The sequence below is a fragment of the Cupriavidus necator N-1 genome, assembly GCF_000219215.1.
Classification (GTDB): domain Bacteria; phylum Pseudomonadota; class Gammaproteobacteria; order Burkholderiales; family Burkholderiaceae; genus Cupriavidus; species Cupriavidus necator.
Genome location: NC_015726.1, coordinates 3,332,665 through 3,351,005 on the forward strand (window position 1 = coordinate 3,332,665; position 18,341 = coordinate 3,351,005).

Sequence of the window (18,341 nt, forward strand, 5' to 3'; positions counted from 1 at the left end):
GCCCGACAGCAGGAATGGCAGGGTCAGCCGTTGCCCGATTCCTCGGCCAGCCACTCCACCACGGGAATGGTGGCCGGCAGCAGCGGCCCCACCGTCACCGGCGTGCGCTGCCACGAGAAGGCCTGGCCTTCGCGGCCGACGGGGTCGCCCCGCCAGTCGGTGACCTTGCAGAAATACAGCCGCACATAGGCGTGCGGGTAGTCATGTTCCAGGATGTGCCAACGCTCGCATTGCGTGACATCAAGACCCAGCTCTTCATGCAGCTCGCGGGCGAGTGCCGCCTCTACCGACTCGCCCGGCTCCAGCTTGCCGCCTGGGAATTCCCAGTAGCCCTCGTAGGGCTTGCCGGCCGGGCGCTGCGCCAGCAGGAAGCGTCCGTCGGGCTGCACCAGCACGCCGACCGCCACCTCGGTCACCTTGCGCGGCGGGTTGCCACCGGTCTGCGCGGGGTTCTGCGTGGCCGCGCTCATGCCTTGGCGTCTCCGGCGACATCGGCAATATAGGGCTTGCCATGCTTGCCGCCCCAGTCGCGCGCAAACTGCCAGGCCACGCGGCCCGAGCGCGAGCCGCGCTCCAGTGCCCACACCAGCGCGTCTCCGCGCGCCGCGGCGATGTCCTCGTCGGTGCAGCCGAAGTGCCTGAGCCAGTGGCCGACAATGGCCAGGTACTCATCCTGCTTGGGCGGGTAGAACGACAGCCACAGCCCGAAGCGCTCGGACAGCGAGATCTTCTCTTCCACCACTTCGCCGGGATGGATCTCGCCATCGTCGGTGTGGCGGTAGGTCTCGTTGTCCTTCATGTACTCCGGCAGCAGGTGCCGGCGGTTGGAGGTGGCGTAGATCAGCACGTTGTCCGACTGCGCCGCCACCGAGCCGTCCAGCGCCGACTTGAGCGACTTGTAGCCCGACTCGCCCTCTTCGAACGACAGGTCGTCGCAGAAGATCACGAAGCGCTCGGGGCGCTGCGCAACCAGCTCGACGATATCGCCGAGGTCGCCCAGGTCATCCTTGTCCACCTCAACCAGCCGCAGCCCGTCCTTGACGAAGGCATTGAGGCAGGCCTTGATCAGCGATGACTTGCCGGTGCCGCGCGCGCCGGTCAGCAGCACGTTGTTGGCCGGCAGCTTGCCCACGAACTGGCGCGTATTGCCGACGATGGCATCCTTCTGGCGCTCGATATTCTTCAGGTCGTCCAGGTGGATCGGCGGCAGCTGGCGCACCGGCTGCAGGTAGCCGATATTGCCGAACAGGCTCTGCCGCTTGCGCCAGCGGAACGCCACGGCCTCCTGCCAGTCGGCGTCGCTCAGTTGCGGCGGCAGCCATTGTTCGAGTCGGGCGAGGAAGTTGTCGAGGCGGGCGGCGAGGTCAGACATGGCAGGGGCGATGACAGTAGAGGGTTGGCTTATGCCAATTGTTTTGGCTCCCTCTCCCCTCAGCGGGAGAGGGGAGCAAACCAGCGATGCTTAAGAACGGTAGTCGGCGTTGATCGACACGTAGTCGTGCGACAGGTCGCAGGTCCAGACCGTCGCTTCGGCCTTGCCGCGGCCGAGCGCGATGCGCACGGTGATCTCGGCCTGCTTCATCACGCGCTGGCCGTCTTCCTCGCGGTAGTCGGGGTTGCGGCCGCCGTCGCGGGCCACCCAGACATCGTCCAGCCACAGGTTGACGCGGTCGACGTCGAGGTCGTTCACGCCGGCGTAGCCGACCGCGGCCAGGATGCGGCCCAGGTTGGGGTCCGACGCATAGAACGCGGTCTTGACCAGCGGCGAGTGCGCCACCGCATAGGCGATCTGGCGGCACTCGGCCACGTCCTTGCCGCCTTCGACGCGGATGGTCATCAGCTTGGTGGCGCCCTCGCCGTCGCGCACGATCATCTGCGCCAGCTCCTGCGCCAGCGCGGTCACTGCGTCGCGCAGCGCCTCGAAGGCCGGGCCTTCGGTGCGGTCGACCACGGCGCCGGACTTGCCCGTCGCGATCAGCACGAACGAGTCGTTGGTCGAGGTATCGCCGTCAATGGTGATGCTGTTGAACGAATGGTCGGCGGCGTAGGAGACCAGCGCCTGCAGCACCGGCTGGGCCACGGCGGCGTCCATGGCGATAAAGCCGAGCATGGTCGCCATGTTCGGGCGGATCATGCCGGCGCCCTTGCTGATGCCCGACAGCGTCACGGTCTTGCCGTCGATCTGCACCGTGCGCGACGCGGCCTTGGGCTGCGTGTCGGTGGTCATGATGGCTTCGGCGGCGGCCAGCCAGTTGTCCGGCTTCGCGTTGGCGATGGCGGCGGGCAGGCCGGCCACCAGGCGGTCAACCGGCAGCGGTTCCAGGATCACGCCGGTCGAGAACGGCAGCACCTGCTCGGTGGCCATGCCCAGTTGCGCGGCCAGCGCGTCGCAGCTGGCGCGGGCATTGGCCAGGCCCGGCTCGCCGGTGCCGGCATTGGCATTGCCGGTGTTGACCACCAGCGCGCGGATGCCCTTGCCAGCGGCAAGGTGCTCGCGGCAGACCTGCACCGGCGCGGCGCAGAAGCGGTTGCTGGTGAAGACGCCGGCCACGGTGCTGCCTTCGGCCACGCGCACCACCAGCACGTCCTTGCGGTTGGCCTTGCGGATGCCCGCCTCGGCCCAGCCCAGCTCCACGCCGGCGACGGATTTCAGGTTCTCTGCCTGGGGCAGCGGAAGATTGACGGGCATGTGGACTCCTCTTTCCTGCTTGCGTTATCTGCTTGCGGCTTCTGCTCGCAACTTGCTTGTCATCAGACGAACATGCCCGCTAAGGGCGGGCATGTCGTTTCCATTCGCGTCACGCCGTGCGACGGGCGCGACCTCATACCGGTGCGCGACTCAGCTGAGCCTGCCGTGGCACTGCTTGAACTTCTTGCCCGAGCCGCACGGGCACGGGTCGTTGCGGCCGACCTTGGGCATGCCCGCCAGCGCCAGCTCGGCGGCGGCCATGGCCGCACCGGTGCGCGGCGACGGCGCTTCCTCGACCGGCTCTCGCCCTTCGGCGAACTCGTCGTGCTTGTACTGGACGTTCTCCAGGTGCGACAGGCCTTCCTCGATCTCTTCCGAAGCCTGCTCCAGTTCTTCCGGCGACTGGATCTGCACGTTGAAGGTCACGCGCGTGACTTCGCTCTTGATCAGGTCCAGCAAACGCGCGAACAGCTCGAACGACTCGCGCTTGTATTCCTGCTTGGGATCCTTCTGCGCATAGCCGCGCAGGTGGATGCCCTGGCGCAGGTGGTCCAGCGCGGCCAGGTGCTCGCGCCAGTGCGTGTCGATGCTCTGCAGCATGACCGAGCGCTCGAAGCCGGCGAACGACTCGCGGCCGACCATCGCGACCTTGCTGCCGTAGCGCTCCGCGGCCGCCTTCATGATCAGGTTGAGCAGCTCTTCGTCCTCGATGCTCTGCGCGCCCTCGATGGTCTGCGCCAGCGGCACTTCCAGGCCCCAGTCCTCGCGCAGGCGCGTTTCCAGGCCGGCGATGTTCCACTGCTCTTCCATGGTGTCGGCCGGCACGTGGTCGCGGAACAGCTCAACCAGCACGCTCTCGCGCAGGTTGGTCACCATGTCGCCGACATCCTGGGCTTCCAGCACGTCGTTGCGCAGCTTGTAGATTTCCTTGCGCTGGTCGTTGGCAACGTCGTCGTACTGCAGCAGCTGCTTGCGGATGTCGAAGTTGCGGCCTTCGACTTTGCGCTGCGCCGACTCGATCGAGCGCGTGACGATGCCGGCCTCGATCGGCTCGCCCTCGGGCATCTTCAGGCGTTCCATGATGGCGCGCACGCGGTCGCCGGCGAAGATGCGCAGCAGCTGGTCGTCCAGCGACAGGTAGAAGCGCGACGAACCCGGGTCGCCCTGGCGGCCGGCACGGCCGCGCAACTGGTTGTCGATACGGCGCGATTCATGGCGCTCGGTGCCGACGATATGCAGGCCGCCGGCGGTCTTGACCTGCTCGTGCAGCGAATGCCACTCATCCTCGAGCTGCTTGATGCGCGCGGCCTTCTCGGCGTCGGACAGGTTCGGATCCGCCTCGATAAAACCGGATTGCTTCTCCACATTGCCGCCCAGCACGATGTCGGTACCGCGACCGGCCATGTTGGTGGCAATGGTGATCATCTTGGGGCGGCCGGCCTGGGCCACGATCTCGGCTTCGCGTGCGTGCTGCTTGGCGTTGAGCACCTGGTGCGGCAGTTGTTCGCGATCGAGCAGGCCCGACAGGTATTCCGAGGTCTCGATCGAGGTGGTGCCCACCAGCACCGGCTGGCCACGCTCGTAGCAGTCGCGGATATCGCGCACCACGGCGTCGTAGCGCTCCTTGCCGGTCTTGTAGATCTGGTCCTGCTGGTCCTTGCGCTGGGCCGGGCGGTTGGTCGGGATCACCACCACTTCCAGGCCGTAGATCTCCTGGAACTCATACGCTTCGGTGTCAGCCGTGCCGGTCATGCCGGCCAGCTTGCTGTACATGCGGAAGTAGTTCTGGAAGGTGATCGTCGCCAGCGTCTGGTTCTCTTGCTGGACGGTGACACCTTCCTTGGCCTCCACGGCCTGGTGCAGGCCGTCGGACCAGCGGCGGCCGGTCATCAGGCGGCCGGTGAACTCGTCGACGATCACGACTTCGTCGTTCTGCACCACGTAGTGCTGGTCGCGATGGAACAGGCTGTGCGCGCGCAGGGCCGCGTACAGGTGGTGCATCAGCGTGATGTTCTGCGGCGCGTATAGCGATTCGCCCTCGCCGATCAGGCCCTGCTGCGACAGGATCTCTTCGGCCTTCTCGTGGCCGGCTTCGGTCAGGTAGACCTGGTGGCCCTTCTCGTCGACGTAGTAGTCGCCCGGCTTCTCCACGCCGGTGCCATCGGCCTTCTCTTCACCGATCTGGCGCTCGAGCAGCTTGGGGATGCCGTTCATGCGCTGGTACAGGTCGGTCTGGTTCTCAGCCTGGCCGGAGATGATCAGCGGGGTGCGGGCCTCGTCGATCAGGATCGAGTCCACTTCATCGACGATGGCGTAGTTGAGCGGGCGCTGCACGCGCTGCGACGGGTCGTAGACCATGTTGTCGCGCAGGTAGTCGAAGCCGAACTCGTTGTTGGTGCCGTAGGTGATGTCCGAGTTGTACGCCGCCTGCTTGGCGTCGTGCGGCATCTGCGACAGGTTCACGCCCACCGACAGGCCCAGGAAGTTGTACAGCCGGCCCATCCACTCGGCATCGCGCTGCGCCAGGTAGTCGTTGACGGTCACCACGTGCACGCCCTTGCCGGTGATGGCATTCAGGTACACGGCCAGTGTCGCGGTCAGCGTCTTGCCTTCGCCGGTGCGCATTTCGGCGATCTTGTTGTCGTTCAGCACCATGCCGCCGATCAGCTGCACGTCGAAGTGGCGCATCTTCATGACACGCTTGCTGGCCTCGCGGCAGACGGCGAAGGCCTCGGGCAGCAGCGCCTCGAGCGATTCGCCGCCGGCGTGGCGCTGCCGGAAGGTCTCCGTCATGCCGCGCAGCTCGTCGTCCGAGAGCTGCTCGAACTTCGGCTCCAGCGCATTGATCTGCGCCACCGTGCGGCGATATTGTTTGATCAGCCGCTCATTGCGGCTGCCGAAGACTTTCTTGAGAAGGCCGGTGATCATCGATTGCTTTCACCTGCGCGGAACCGGGTGCACCCCAGGGATGCGGGCTGCTCCGGCGGCCGGGCGAGGAATGGATAGATTGGCGCAAAACGCCGAGTTTATCATGTGCCGGGGTCACGGCCGGAACGCGCCTGGCCCCGTCCCGCAAGGGCAGGCAAGCCCGCCGAATGTTGACCATGCGTGTCGTGCGCATGATTGCCCGCGCGCCCCGTCAGCCACAGTTTGGGGCGGCCGCCGCAGCTTCAATCCGCGGTCGGGCAAGGCGGCCCCCGCGCCCCTTGCTAGAATGCATGCATGCGCCGCTTCACCCACCACGCCCTGCAGACCCCCGCCGCCAAGCCGCTCAACGACTGGCTGGCCAAGGCCGGCCCGGTTTCGACGCTGATGCAGACCGCGCGCCAGCTGTCGGTGCTGGAGGCCGAGGTGCTGGCGCTGCTGCCCGCCGGCATGCGCGACGGCCTGGCCGTGGCCGGCGTCAAGCGTGACGCCACCGACCCGAACGCCCAGGTGCTGCTGTTGCTGGCCGCGCACGGCGCCGCCGCTGCCCGCGTGCGCCAGGTGGTGCCGACGCTGCTGGCACGGCTGCACCAGCGCGGCTCGCACATCACCGCGATCCGGGTGCGGGTGCAGCCAGAGGTGTCGCGCCACGCGGACTGGGAAGTGGAGCCCGTGCAACGTCAGCGCACCGGCGGCCGCATGACGCCCACGGGACTCGCCAACCTCGACCAACTGGCGCGCAGCCTGCCGGATTCGCCGCTGCGCGACGCGCTCAATACGCTGCTCGCCCATCACCGCTAGCCCGGTGCCGATCACGAAAAAGCCGACCCTCGGGTCGGCTTTTTTTTGCGCCAGTTCGCCAGGATCAGGCAAACGCCGGCTGCGCCTGCGGCAGGAACGCGGCCGGGGCTTCCTCGACGCGGTCGAAGGTGACCAGCTCGTAGGCTTCCTGGTCGGCCAGCAGCGCGCGCAGCAGCTGGTTGTTCAGGCCGTGGCCCGACTTGTTTGCCACATAGGCGCCGATCAGCGGATGGCCCACCACATACAGGTCGCCGATCGCATCCAGGATCTTGTGGCGCACGAACTCGTCGCCGTAGCGCAGCTCTTCATTGTTGAGCATGCGGTGCTCGTCCAGCACGATCGCGTTGTCCAGGCTGCCGCCGCGCGCCAGGCCCATCTCGCGCAGGGCTTCCACCTCGTGCGCAAAGCCGAAGGTGCGGGCGCGGGCAATCTCGCGCACGTAGCTGGTGTCGGCAAAATCGATCGAGAAGGTCTGGCCGGTCTTGTCGACCGCCGGGTGGCGGAAGTCGATGGTGAACGACAGCTTGAAGCCGAAGAACGGCTCCAGCCGCGCCAGCTTGTCGCCCTCGCGCACTTCCACCGGTTTCTTGACACGGATGAAGGTCTTCAGCGCGTTCTGCTCTTCAATGCCGGCCGACTGCAGCAGGAACACGAAGGACGCGGCGCTGCCGTCCATGATCGGGATTTCCTCGGCGTCGACATCGACATAGAGGTTGTCGATGCCCAGGCCGGCGCACGCCGACATCAGGTGCTCGACGGTCGAAACGCGCGCGCCATCCTTCTGCAGCACCGATGCCAGGCGCGTGTCGCCGATGGCCGACGCGGCCACGGGAATCTCGACGGCCTCGGGCAGGTCGACGCGGGTAAAGACGATGCCGGTGTCCGCCGACGCGGGACGCAGGGTCAACGTGACCTTGCGCCCCGAGTGCAGGCCGATGCCAACGGTCTTCACCAGGGATTTGATCGTGCGCTGTTTGAGCATGACAGCCTCAACTATTATAAAAATCTATCGTGTAGCTTTTCTGATTAAGGGATTTTACCACCACATCAAGGGCGCTGCAGCCGGGTTTTGTTTCCGGCTGTTAACACCCCCTTAATAAGTTGCGTATTATCCACGTTTACCCGGATGACTGTGTCAGCCACGCAACGCCGCCAGCACTGCCTCGGCGCTGCTGACGCGGAATTCGCCCGGTGCCTCGACGTCGAGCCGGGTGACGACGCCGTCGTCGATCACCATCGCGTAGCGCTTGGAGCGCACGCCCATGCCGCGTGCGGTCAGGTCCTGGTCCAGGCCCAGCGCACGGGTCCACTCGGCGCTGCCGTCGGCCATCATGCGCACCGTGCCGCCCGCCTGCTGCTCACGGCCCCAGGCGCCCATCACGAAGGCGTCGTTGACCGACACGCACCAGACCTCGTCGACGCCGGCCTCGCGTAGCGCCGCGGCATGCTGCACAAAGCCCGGCACATGCTTGGCCGAGCAGGTCGGCGTGAAAGCGCCGGGCAGGCCGAACACCACGATCTTGCGGCCGCGGACCAGGTCCGCCACCTTGAAGGCATTGGGGCCAAGGGCACAGCCGTTGCCTTCGGTTTCGAAGAATTCCTGCAGCGTGGCGTCGGGGACGCGGGAACCGACAGTGATCATGGGTCGTGGTCCTCCTGGGTTTTCTGAAGAATAGTCCGGATGCCGGGGCGCAGACGCCCGCACTCAGGCAGATGGGCAATCTCAAGATCATAGGCGCCTTGCCCGCATTGCCAAAGCCGGCTCACATCCGGTGACATCCGGCGCGGATCCGATACACCTTGCTACAAAGACGTCCGCGCGGCGCACCTCTTGGGTGCGCCGCGCGGACGCTGATACATCCCGACCGGGAAGGCGGGAAACCAGTCCGGGGAGGCGGCCAGCGGCACGCCCGTCCCGGCGACGGGATGCGGGTGAAGCTCAGTCCGGCGCAGGCGCGGCGCCGCCAGCGGCCCGGCGGTTCACGTCAGTCCATGCAAGGCACGCGCGGATGGGGAGCGCACGTGCATCGCGACAAGGCGACGCGTTCCGTCAGGCGGCCGGTGGAGGCACCGATGCCGCGCCAGGCAGGGCTCAGTCTGCCTGCTTGCGCAGGAAGGCCGGGATGTCGTACGTATCCACACCCTTTTCCTGCAGCGCCGCCACGTGGGCCGACGCCGACTCACGCGAGCTGCGCCACACTGCCGGCGTATCCAGGTTGCTGTAGTCCGGCGAGCTGTGCGTGGCCGCGGCGGCGGTCATGTTGGCCATCATCTGCACCGGCATGTTGTCCGTGCCGGTCTTGAGCAGGGTCATCGGCTGTTGCTTCTTGGCCGAGCGGCCCAGGCCCGTGGCCACCACCGTCACGCGCAGCGCATCGCTCATCGAATCGTCGTACACCGTACCGAAGATCACGGTCGCATCTTCCGCGGCGTAGCTGCGGATGGTGTTCATGACTTCCTTGGTTTCCGACAGTTTCAGCGAACGGCTGGCGGTGATGTTGACCAGCACGCCGCGCGCGCCGGACAGGTCCACGCCTTCCAGCAGCGGGCTGGCAACGGCCTGCTCGGCCGCCAGGCGGGCGCGGTCAACGCCCGACACGGTGGCCGTCCCCATCATGGCCTTGCCTTGCTCGCCCATCACCGTCTTCACGTCTTCGAAGTCGACGTTCACCAGGCCGTCAACGTTGATGATCTCGGCAATGCCGGCCACCGCGTTGTGCAGCACGTCGTCGGCGCACTGGAAGCACTTGTCCATCTCGGCGTCGTCGCCCATCACTTCGAACAGCTTCTCGTTGAGCACCACGATCAGCGAGTCGACGCTCGATTCCAACTCGCTGGAACCGTGTTCGGCCACCTTGGCGCGGCGCGCGCCTTCGAAGTCGAACGGCTTGCTGACCACACCCACGGTCAGGATGCCCATCTCCTTGGCCACTTGCGCGACGATCGGCGCGGCGCCCGTGCCGGTGCCGCCGCCCATGCCGGCAGTGATGAAGACCATGTGCGCGCCGCGCAGGGAATCGGCGATCTGATCACGGGCCGATTCGGCGCAGTTGCGGCCGACTTCCGGCTTGGCGCCAGCGCCCAGGCCCGTATTGCCAAGCTGCAGCACGCGTGAAGCGCTCGAACGCTTGAGCGCCTGGGCATCGGTGTTCATGCAGATGAATTCGACGCCTTGCACGCCGCGGCTGATCATGTGCTGCACGGCGTTACCGCCCGCACCGCCCACGCCGACCACCTTGATGATGGTGCCGTCCTGCACTTCCGTTTCGATCATGTCAAAGTCCATCACTGCCTCCGAGAAAAATCAGTCCCCAGACGATGCAGCCTCCCCGCCGCAACCCCTGGTTTCTGAACAAGAAACCAAAAAAAGAAAACCAGAAAACTTCCACTCAGCACACAGGCCTGTCCGGTAGACCGCCCTGCCTGCGCGCCGCTGCATCGTCAGCGCGTCAATTTCCGCATTGATCAGAAATTGCCGACAAACCATTCCTTCATGCGCGTCCACACCTGCTTGACCGACCCGCTCTGCACCGCGACCTTGCGCCCGCGCATGCGTTGCACGCGGCCTTCCAGCAGCAGGCCCATCACCGTCGCATAGCGCGGGCTCTTCACCACCTCGTGCAGGTTGCCGCGGTACTCCGGCACGCCCACGCGCACGGGCTTGAGGAAGATGTCCTCGCCCAGCTCGACCATGCCCGGCATCATCGCGGTCCCACCGGTGATGACCACGCCTGACGACAACAGTTCTTCATAGCCGGACTCGCGCACCACCTGGTGCACTAGCGAGTACAGCTCTTCGATGCGCGGCTCGATCACCGCGGCCAGCGCCTGGCGGCTGAGCGTGCGCGTGCCGCGGTCGCCCACGCCGGGCACCTCGATCATGTCGTCCGGGTCGGCGATCGCCTGCTTGGCGATGCCGTACTGGATCTTGATGTCCTCGGCGTCGGGCGTCGGCGTGCGCAGCGCCATCGCGATGTCGTTGGTGATCTGGTCGCCGGCGATGGGGATCACGGCCGTATGGCGGATCGCGCCTTCGCTGAAGATGGCGATGTCGGTGGTGCCGCCGCCGATGTCGACCAGCACCACGCCCAACTCCTTCTCATCCTCGGTCAGCACCGCCAGGCTGGAAGCCAGCGGCTGCAGGATCAGGTCGTGCACTTCCAGGCCGCAGCGGCGCACGCACTTGACGATGTTCTGCGCGGCGCTGACCGCGCCGGTGACAATATGCACCTTCACTTCCAGGCGGATGCCGCTCATGCCGATGGGCTCGCGCACGTCTTCCTGGCCGTCGATGATGAATTCCTGCGTCAGGATGTGCAGGATCTGCTGGTCGGTCGGGATATTGACCGCCTTGGCGGTCTCGATCACGCGCGCCACGTCGGTCTGCGTGACCTCCTTGTCCTTGATCGCCACCATGCCGCTGGAGTTGAAGCTGCGGATGTGGCTGCCGGCAATGCCTGTGAAGACCTCTGAAATCTTGCAGTCGGCCATCAGCTCGGCCTCTTCCAGCGCCTTCTGGATCGACTGCACGGTGGCCTCGATATTGACCACGACCCCTTTCTTCAGACCCTTGGACTCTGACTGGCCCATCCCGATCACCTCGTAGCTGCCGTCGGGGCGCAGTTCTGCCACCACCGCCGCCACCTTCGAGGTGCCGATATCCAGACCGACCAACAGGTCCTTGTATTCCTTGCTCATCGGGTTTTCTCCGCGTTCTTGCTCTTCAGTCGCGTCGGATTGTTGTTGGAAGTACCTGAAACCGCTGCTGCCGCCGGCGCCGGCTTGGCCGCCTTCGCTGCCTTCGCCGCCTTCTCTGCCCTGACCGCCGCTGCGATCTGCGCCTCGGTCAGGAAGCGGGCATTGGCGGCGCGGATGGCAAAGCCGTTGGGATAACGCAGGTCGGCATACTCGATCTGGCTGCCCCATTGCTGGGTGACCTGCGGCCAGGCCGCGACGAAGCGCCGGACCCGCTGGTCCATCGCCACGCGATCCTCATCGTTCTGCTCGCGGCCCAGTTCGACCTCCATGCCGTTGGACAGCTTCGCGCGCCAGGCATAGCGGCCGGACAGGGCCACCGCCAGCGGCTCGGCCTTGAGCGGCTTGAACCACTGGCGCATGACCTCGAGCTTCTCGATCACGTCGCCCTCGCTGTCCGGCGGCCCGTCCAGCGCCAGCAGCTGTGCGTCTTCTTCCGCCTCGGCGGTGTTGGCGACAAAGACCTCGCCATAGGTATTGATCAGGCGCCCGCTGTCGGGCGTGCCCCAGGTGCCCAGCGCCTCGTGTTCCTCGACTTCGACCGCCAGGCCGTTGGGCCATTCGCGCCGCACGCTGGCGCGCCGCACCCAGGGCACCGACTCGAACGCCTGCCGGGCCGCGTTCAGGTCCAGCGTGAAGAAATTGCCGGTCAGCTTGCCCAGCGCGCTGGCGCGCACGCTGGGCGCGTTCACGTGGCGCAGGGCGCCGCCGTCCAGCGGGCCGATCTCCACATGGGTGATGGCGAACACCGGCCGCTGCGCCAGCCACAGCAGGCCTGCCGCGAGCGCCATCAGCACCACCAGCGCGTACAGCGCGGAGGCGATCAGGTTGAGCAGGCGTGCGTTATGCCACATGGTCCGGTGCGGTCCTGTTCGGTTGCGTTATTCGGGTTTCCAATGCTCGTTGGGATGCAGGTCCAGCGTGGCCGCGGCCACCACCTGCATCACGAAGTCCTCGTAGCTGATGCCAACCGCGCGCGCCGCCATCGGCACCAGCGAATGGCCGGTCATGCCGGGCGAGGTATTCATCTCGAGCAGGAAAGGCTTGCCGTCGGCGCGCAGCATCAGGTCGGCGCGCGCCCAGCCGCGGCATCCCAGCACGCGGTAGGACTGCACCGCCAGTGCCCGGACCTCGCGTTCGACTTCAGGGTCCAGGCCCGACGGGCACAAGTACTGGGTATCGTCAGTAAAGTACTTATTTTGATAGTCGTAGTTGGCTTCGGGCGCAACGATGCGGATCACCGGCAGCGCTTCGGCGCTGTCGCCCTCCCCCACGATCGGGCAGGTCAGCTCGGCGCCGTCGATAAAGGTCTCGGCAATGACGTCGTTGTCCAGCGCCGCGGCCTTCTCGAACGCCGCGCGCATCTGGTCGGCGGCAGTGACCTTGGTCAGGCCGATCGACGAGCCCTCGCGCGCCGGCTTGACGATCAGCGGCAGGCCCAGGTCGGCCGCCACGGCATCAAAGTCAGTGTCCGCATGCAGCATGGCAAAGCGCGGCGTGGCCAGGTCATGGGTCATCCACAGGCGCTTGGTGGCCTGCTTGTCCATGGCCATGGCCGAAGCCAGCACGCCGCTGCCGGTGTACGGCACGCCCAGTTGCTCGAGCAGGCCCTGCATGGTGCCGTCCTCGCCATAGCGGCCGTGCAGTGCGATAAAGACGCGGTCAAAGCCGGCCGCGGCCAGCTCGGCCACGCCCTGCAGGCCCGGGTCGAAGCCGTGCGCATCCACGCCGCGCGACTGCAGCGCTGCCAGAACGCCCTTGCCCGACATCAGCGAGATCTCGCGTTCGGCCGAGCGCCCGCCCAGCAGCACGCCGACCTTGCCCAGCGACTTGGGATCGATATTGGGATGGGCGACGAAGCTCATGCCTGGCCTCCCTGCGTTGATTGCGTCGATTGCTGGTGCGACACCAGCTGCCCCGGCACGGCCCCGATCGAGCCCGCGCCCATCGTCACGACCACATCGCCCGGCCGGACGGCATCCAGGATGGCCTGCGGCATTTCTTCCATCTGCTCCACGAAAACAGGTTCGACCTTGCCGGCCACGCGCAGCGCGCGGGTCAGCGCACGGCCGTCGGCAGCCACGATCGGGGCTTCGCCGGCGGCGTAGACCTCGGCCAGCAGCAGGGCATCGACGGTGCCCAGCACTTTGACGAAGTCCTCAAAGCAATCCCGCGTACGGGTAAAACGGTGCGGTTGGAACGCCAGCACCAGGCGGCGCCCCGGGAACGCGCCGCGCGCGGCGGCCAGCGTGGCCGCCATCTCCACCGGGTGGTGGCCGTAGTCGTCCACCAGGGTGAAGGTGCCGGCGCCATCGGGCGTGGCCACCTCGCCATAGCGCTGGAAGCGCCGGCCCACGCCGTGGAATTCGCGCAGCGCCTTGACGATGGCGGCATCGGGCACTTCCAGCTCGGTGGCGATGGCGATCGCCGCCAGCGCGTTCTGCACGTTGTGCAGGCCGGGCAGGTTCAGCACGATCTCCAGCGGCGGCTCGGCATGGCCGTCGAGGTGGCGCTGCACGGTGAAGTGCATCTGGCCGTCGACCGCGCGCGCGTCCACGGCGCGGATCTGGGCATCCTCGGCAAAGCCGTAGCGCACCACCGGCTTGGACACGAACGGCAGGATCTCGCGCACGTTGGGGTCATCCACGCACAGCACCGCGATGCCGTAGAACGGCAACCTCTGCGTGAATTCGATGAACGCCTGCTTGAGCCGGGCAAAGTCGTGCCCGTAGGTGTCCATGTGGTCGGCATCGATATTGGTAATGACCTCGATGACCGGGAACAGGTTCAGGAAAGATGCGTCCGACTCGTCGGCCTCGGCCACGATGAAGTCGCCGGTGCCCAGGCGCGCATTCGCGCCGGCCGAGTTCAGGCGGCCGCCGATCACGAAGGTGGGATCGAGCCCGCCCTCGGCCAGCACCGACGCCACCAGGCTGGTGGTGGTGGTCTTGCCGTGCGTGCCGGCGATGGCCACGCCCTGCTTCAGGCGCATCAGTTCGGCCAGCATCACCGCGCGCGGCACCACCGGGATGCGCTTGCTGCGGGCGGCCAGGACTTCGGGGTTGTCGCCGCTGACCGCGGTCGACACCACCACCGCGTTGGCGCCGGTCACGTTGGCCGCGTCATGCCCGTGCATGACCGTGGCGCCCAGCGAGGCCAGGCGCCGCGTGGCGGCATTGTTGCCCACGTCCGAGCCCGAGACCTTGTATCCCAGGTTCAGCAGGACCTCGGCGATGCCGCTCATGCCGGCGCCGCCGATGCCCACGAAGTGGATGTTTTTGACGATATGCTTCATTCGATTGCTGCTTAATTAGGCTTCAGTCCCTGGCCAGCTGACTGCAGATCTCGGCGACGCGCCGGGTTGCCTCAGGCTTGGCCAGTCCGCGCGCCAGGCGCGCCATGTCTTTCAACTGCGGCCGGGTCAGGCTGGCGATGGTTTGCGCCAGCCCCTCGGCCGTCAGGTCTTTCTGCTGCACCAGCAGGGCCGCGCCCTGCTTCGACAAAAATTCCGCGTTGGTGGTCTGGTGGTCGTCCACCGCATGCGGGAACGGCACGAACATCGCCGCCACGCCTGCGGCAGCCACTTCCGAAACCGTCATCGCGCCGGCGCGGCAGATCACCAGGTCCGCATCGGCGTAAGCGCGCGCCATGTCGTCGATAAACGGCAGGGTCTGCGCGGGCACCTGCGCGGCCGCGTAGTTGGCGCGCAGCGTGTCGATCTGCTTCGCGCCCGCCTGATGCGTGACCACCGGGCGCTTGCCCTCGGGCAGCAGCGCGATGGCCTTGGGTACCACCTCGTTCAACGCCGCAGCGCCCAGGCTGCCGCCCACCACCAGGATGCGCAGCGGGCCGCTGCGCTGGTCATAGCGCGCTTCGGGCGCGTCCAGGTGCGCCAGTTCCTCGCGCACCGGGTTGCCGGTCCATTCGCCGCCGGGCAGCGTGTCCGGGAATGCGCACAGCACGCGGTCGGCCACCTTGGCCAGCACCTTGTTGGCCAGACCGGCGATCGAGTTCTGCTCGTGCAGCACCAGCGGCCGCCCCAGCAGCGACGCCATCATGCCGGCCGGGAAGGTGATATAGCCGCCCATGCCCAGCACCACGCTCGGGCGCACCCGGCGCAGCGCGACTATGCTCTGCCAGAACGCGCGCAGCAGGTTCAGCGGCAGCAGGAACTTGGTCACCAGGCCCTTGCCGCGCAGCCCGCCGAACTGGATGAACTCCATCGGGATGTCGTGCTTGGGCACCAGCGTGGCTTCCATGCCGGTGCGGTTGCCCAGCCAGACCACCTTCCAGCCTTGCTCGCGCAGCGCGTGCGCGACCGCAAGCCCCGGGAACACGTGCCCCCCGGTGCCGCCGGCCATCACGAGCAAGGTGCGCGGTGCGGTCATACCTTCCCTCCGCGCATCAACACTCGATTTTCATAATCAATGCGCAGCAGGATCGCCAGCGCCACGCAGTTCATCAAGATCCCCGACCCGCCATAGCTCACCAGCGGCAGCGTCAGCCCCTTGGTCGGCAGCAGGCCCAGGTTCACGCCCATATTGATAAAGGTCTGCCAGCCGATCCACACGCCGATGCCCTTGGCCACCAGCCCGGCAAAGGTGCGGTCCAGCTGCAGCGCGGTGCGGCCGATATTGAAGGCGCGGCGCACCAGCCAGTAGAACAGCACAATCACCACCAGCACGCCGATAAAGCCGAATTCCTCGCCGATCACCGCGAGGATGAAGTCGGTATGCGCCTCAGGCAGGTAGTGCAGTTTCTCGATGCTGCCGCCCAGGCCCACGCCGGTCCACTCGCCGCGGCCGAAGGCGATCAGCGAGTGCGTCAGCTGGTAGGCCTTGCCCAGCGCATTGCTCTCTTCCCACGGGTTCAGGTAGGCGAAGATCCGCTCGCGCCGCCAGGGCGACGCGGTGATCAGCAGCGCGAACGCGCCCACTGCCACGCCGACCAGCCCGGCGAACAGCTTGCCGTTGATGCCGCCCAGGAACAGGATGGCCATGGCCACGGCCGCGATTACCAGGAATGCGCCCATGTCCGGCTCGAGCAGCAGCAGCATGCCGACCACCACCACGGCCACGCCCATCGGCAGGAAGCCCTTGGACACGGTCTGCATCCACTCCTGCTTGCGCACCGTGTAGTTGGCGGCATACAGCACCACCGCCAGCTTCATCAGCTCCGATGGCTGGAAGTTCATCACGCCCAGCGGGATCCAGCGCCGCGCGCCGTTCACGCCCTTGCCGACGAACGGCACCAGCACGATCACCAGCAGGATCAGTGCGACGATAAAGAGCTTGGGCGCGTAGCGGTCCCACACCTTGACCGGGATCTGGAACGACGCCAGCCCGACCGACAGCCCGATCCCCAGCGCGAACGCATGGCGCATCAGGAAGTGGCTCTCGCGGTAGTTGGCGTAGCGCGGCGAGTCCGGCAGCGCGATCGAGGCCGAATAGACCATCACCAGGCCGAGCGCGAGCAGCACGATCGACACCCACAGCATGGGCTGGTCGTACTCCATCATGCGCGAGCGCGTCGGCTTGACGCCGGACACGGCGTCGCGCAGGCCACCCCAGGCATTGCCGATGGTGGCGCCGATAAAGCCGCTGCGCTTGACCTGTGCTTCGCTCATGGCAGGATCCCCCGGGACAGCGCCAGTTCTTCCACCGCGCCGCGGAACACCTCGGCGCGATGCACGTAGTTGCGGAACATGTCGAGGCTGGCGCACGCCGGCGACAGCAGCACCACGTCGCCGTTCTCGGCCAGTCCGGCAGCCTTCGTCACGGCCTCTTCCAGCGTGGCGGCGTCGACCAGGCTGGCACCGCTGCCCTGCAATGCATCGCGCAGCTCACCCGCGGCGCGGCCGATCAGCACCACCGCGCGTGCGTACTGCGCCACCGGCGCGGCCAGCGGCGAGAAATCCTGGCCCTTGCCTTCGCCACCGGCGATCAGCACCACGCGCTTGTCCAGCCCCGACAGCGCGGCCACGGTGGCGCCGACATTGGTGCCCTTGCTGTCGTCGAAATACTCGACGTCGTCGATGGTGGCAACCCACTCCACGCGGTGCGGCTCGCCGCGGTATTCGCGCAGGCCGTGCAGCAGCGCGTTCATCGGCAGGTCGATGGCACGGCACAGCGCCAGCGCGGCCATGGCGTTGGTGGCGTTGTGCATGCCGCGGATATGCAGCGCGTCGGCCGGCATCAGGCGCTTGTGGCGCGCCGGCACGGCTTCCTGGACCACCTCGGCGGCCTTGCGGCGGCGCGGCTTGCCCTCCCCTTCCGCGTCCGGGTCGGCTTCGGCCAGCACCAGCCAGGGCATGCCGCCCTCGCGCAGGATGCCGAAGCTGCCCGGCGTTTCCGGCAGGTCGGTGCCGAAAGTCAGCGGCGAGCGCCCGGGCCGCGCCATGTCCATGGTCAGGCGGTCGTTGCGGTTGAGCACCTGCACGCACTCGCTGCCAGCCGGCCCGAAGATGCGCGCCTTGGATGCGGCATAGGCTTCCATCGAGCCATGCCAGTCCAGGTGGTCCTGGGTGACGTTGAGCACGGTGGCCGCGGCAGGCGCCAGCGTGTGCGTGGTTTCCAGCTGGAAGCTGGACAGCTCAAGCACCCACACTTCCGGCAGCGATGCCGAGGCGATGCAGGCCGACAGCTTGTCCAGCGCCGACGGGCTGATATTGCCCGCCACCGCCACGCTCTTGCCGGCGCGCTCCACCAGCCGGCCGGTCAGCGCGGTGGTGGTGGTCTTGCCGTTGGTGCCGGTGATCCCCAGGATCTTCGGCGCGTAGCCGGACTCAGCTTCCAGGTGGCGCAGCGCGCGCACGAACAGTTCGATCTCGCCCCACACCGGGATGCCGCGCGCCTGCGCCGCGGCCAGCAGCGCGCCGGTGCCGGCTTCCAGCGGCGACAGGCCCGGGCTGATCGCCACCAGGCCGATGCCGTCGAGCAGGCTGTCGGCGAACGGGCCGCCGACGAACTCGGCCGAAGTCAGCTCGGCCTGCAGGAAGACAAGGTTGGCGGGCGCCTCGCGCGTGTCGGCCACGCGCACCGCGCAGCCGTTCAGGCCACACCAACGCGCCATGGCCAGGCCCGATTCACCGAGGCCCAGTACCAGCACATGAGGTTTTTGCAGCTCGCCAAACACTTCGATTTCCTGCCTTTGATTTCCTGAATCTATATAG

15 protein-coding genes are annotated in these 18,341 nt (G+C 67.0%); 1 reads left to right on the plus strand and 14 read right to left on the minus strand.

Annotation, left to right across the window (positions count from 1 at the left end):
* Positions 1 to 23: 23 nt before the first annotated feature.
* The 4 genes from CNE_RS15625 to secA all read right to left on the minus strand — a co-directional run bounded on the left by CNE_RS15625 (position 24) and on the right by secA (position 5,617).
* A complete protein-coding gene (locus tag CNE_RS15625) occupies positions 24 to 470 on the minus strand; it encodes an NUDIX domain-containing protein (protein ID WP_013958064.1) in 447 nt (148 codons plus the stop codon).
* Positions 467 to 1,372, minus strand: a complete 906-nt coding sequence (locus tag CNE_RS15630) for an ATP-binding protein (RefSeq protein WP_013958065.1) — start codon at positions 1,370 to 1,372, stop codon at positions 467 to 469. The genes CNE_RS15625 and CNE_RS15630 overlap by 4 nt, the downstream gene beginning before the upstream one ends.
* Before the next feature lie 90 nt (positions 1,373 to 1,462).
* Positions 1,463 to 2,689, minus strand: a complete 1,227-nt coding sequence (gene argJ / locus CNE_RS15635) for a bifunctional glutamate N-acetyltransferase/amino-acid acetyltransferase ArgJ (RefSeq protein ID WP_013958066.1) — start codon at positions 2,687 to 2,689, stop codon at positions 1,463 to 1,465.
* Between the two features lie 150 nt (positions 2,690 to 2,839).
* Positions 2,840 to 5,617: a preprotein translocase subunit SecA gene (gene secA / locus CNE_RS15640; protein ID WP_013958067.1), complete on the minus strand. Its 2,778-nt coding sequence runs from the start codon at positions 5,615 to 5,617 to the stop codon at positions 2,840 to 2,842.
* Between the two features lie 294 nt (positions 5,618 to 5,911).
* On the opposite strand from secA, the gene CNE_RS15645 reads away from it, so the two are divergent.
* A complete protein-coding gene (locus tag CNE_RS15645) occupies positions 5,912 to 6,415 on the plus strand; it encodes a hypothetical protein (RefSeq protein WP_013958068.1) in 504 nt (167 codons plus the stop codon).
* Between the two features lie 64 nt (positions 6,416 to 6,479).
* On the opposite strand, the gene lpxC is transcribed toward CNE_RS15645, so the two are convergent.
* From lpxC to murD, 10 genes are all read right to left on the minus strand, one after another.
* Positions 6,480 to 7,397, minus strand: a complete 918-nt coding sequence (gene lpxC / locus CNE_RS15650; protein WP_013958069.1) for a UDP-3-O-acyl-N-acetylglucosamine deacetylase — start codon at positions 7,395 to 7,397, stop codon at positions 6,480 to 6,482.
* A 153-nt stretch (positions 7,398 to 7,550) separates the two neighbouring features.
* Positions 7,551 to 8,057, minus strand: a complete 507-nt coding sequence (locus tag CNE_RS15655) for a peroxiredoxin (RefSeq protein WP_013958070.1) — start codon at positions 8,055 to 8,057, stop codon at positions 7,551 to 7,553.
* A gap of 450 nt (positions 8,058 to 8,507) precedes the next feature.
* Entirely contained in the window at positions 8,508 to 9,701 is a 1,194-nt protein-coding gene (gene ftsZ, locus CNE_RS15660; RefSeq protein ID WP_010814764.1) for a cell division protein FtsZ, read from the minus strand.
* Positions 9,702 to 9,880: 179 nt separating this feature from the next.
* Entirely contained in the window at positions 9,881 to 11,113 is a 1,233-nt protein-coding gene (ftsA, locus tag CNE_RS15665) for a cell division protein FtsA (protein WP_010814765.1), read from the minus strand.
* Positions 11,110 to 12,024 (minus strand): cell division protein FtsQ/DivIB, encoded by a 915-nt coding sequence (locus CNE_RS15670; protein WP_010814766.1) that lies wholly within the window; start codon positions 12,022 to 12,024, stop codon positions 11,110 to 11,112. The genes ftsA and CNE_RS15670 overlap by 4 nt, the downstream gene beginning before the upstream one ends.
* 27 nt (positions 12,025 to 12,051) lie before the next feature.
* Entirely contained in the window at positions 12,052 to 13,035 is a 984-nt protein-coding gene (locus CNE_RS15675; RefSeq protein WP_013958071.1) for a D-alanine--D-alanine ligase, read from the minus strand.
* Positions 13,032 to 14,465: a UDP-N-acetylmuramate--L-alanine ligase gene (gene murC / locus CNE_RS15680; RefSeq protein WP_013958072.1), complete on the minus strand. Its 1,434-nt coding sequence runs from the start codon at positions 14,463 to 14,465 to the stop codon at positions 13,032 to 13,034. Before murC ends, CNE_RS15675 begins: the two co-directional genes overlap by 4 nt.
* 22 nt (positions 14,466 to 14,487) lie before the next feature.
* On the minus strand, positions 14,488 to 15,558 hold the full coding sequence (murG, locus tag CNE_RS15685) for an undecaprenyldiphospho-muramoylpentapeptide beta-N-acetylglucosaminyltransferase (protein ID WP_013958073.1): 1,071 nt from the start codon (positions 15,556 to 15,558) through the stop codon (positions 14,488 to 14,490).
* The gene (gene ftsW / locus CNE_RS15690; RefSeq protein WP_013958074.1) at positions 15,555 to 16,796 is read right to left on the minus strand and encodes a putative lipid II flippase FtsW; all 1,242 of its coding nucleotides are present in this window, start codon (positions 16,794 to 16,796) and stop codon (positions 15,555 to 15,557) included. The genes murG and ftsW overlap by 4 nt, the downstream gene beginning before the upstream one ends.
* Positions 16,793 to 18,304 carry a UDP-N-acetylmuramoyl-L-alanine--D-glutamate ligase gene (murD, locus tag CNE_RS15695; RefSeq protein ID WP_013958075.1) on the minus strand — a complete coding sequence of 504 codons (1,512 nt, stop codon included), beginning with the start codon at positions 18,302 to 18,304 and terminating at the stop codon, positions 16,793 to 16,795. The genes ftsW and murD overlap by 4 nt, the downstream gene beginning before the upstream one ends.
* Positions 18,305 to 18,341: the final 37 nt, after the last annotated feature.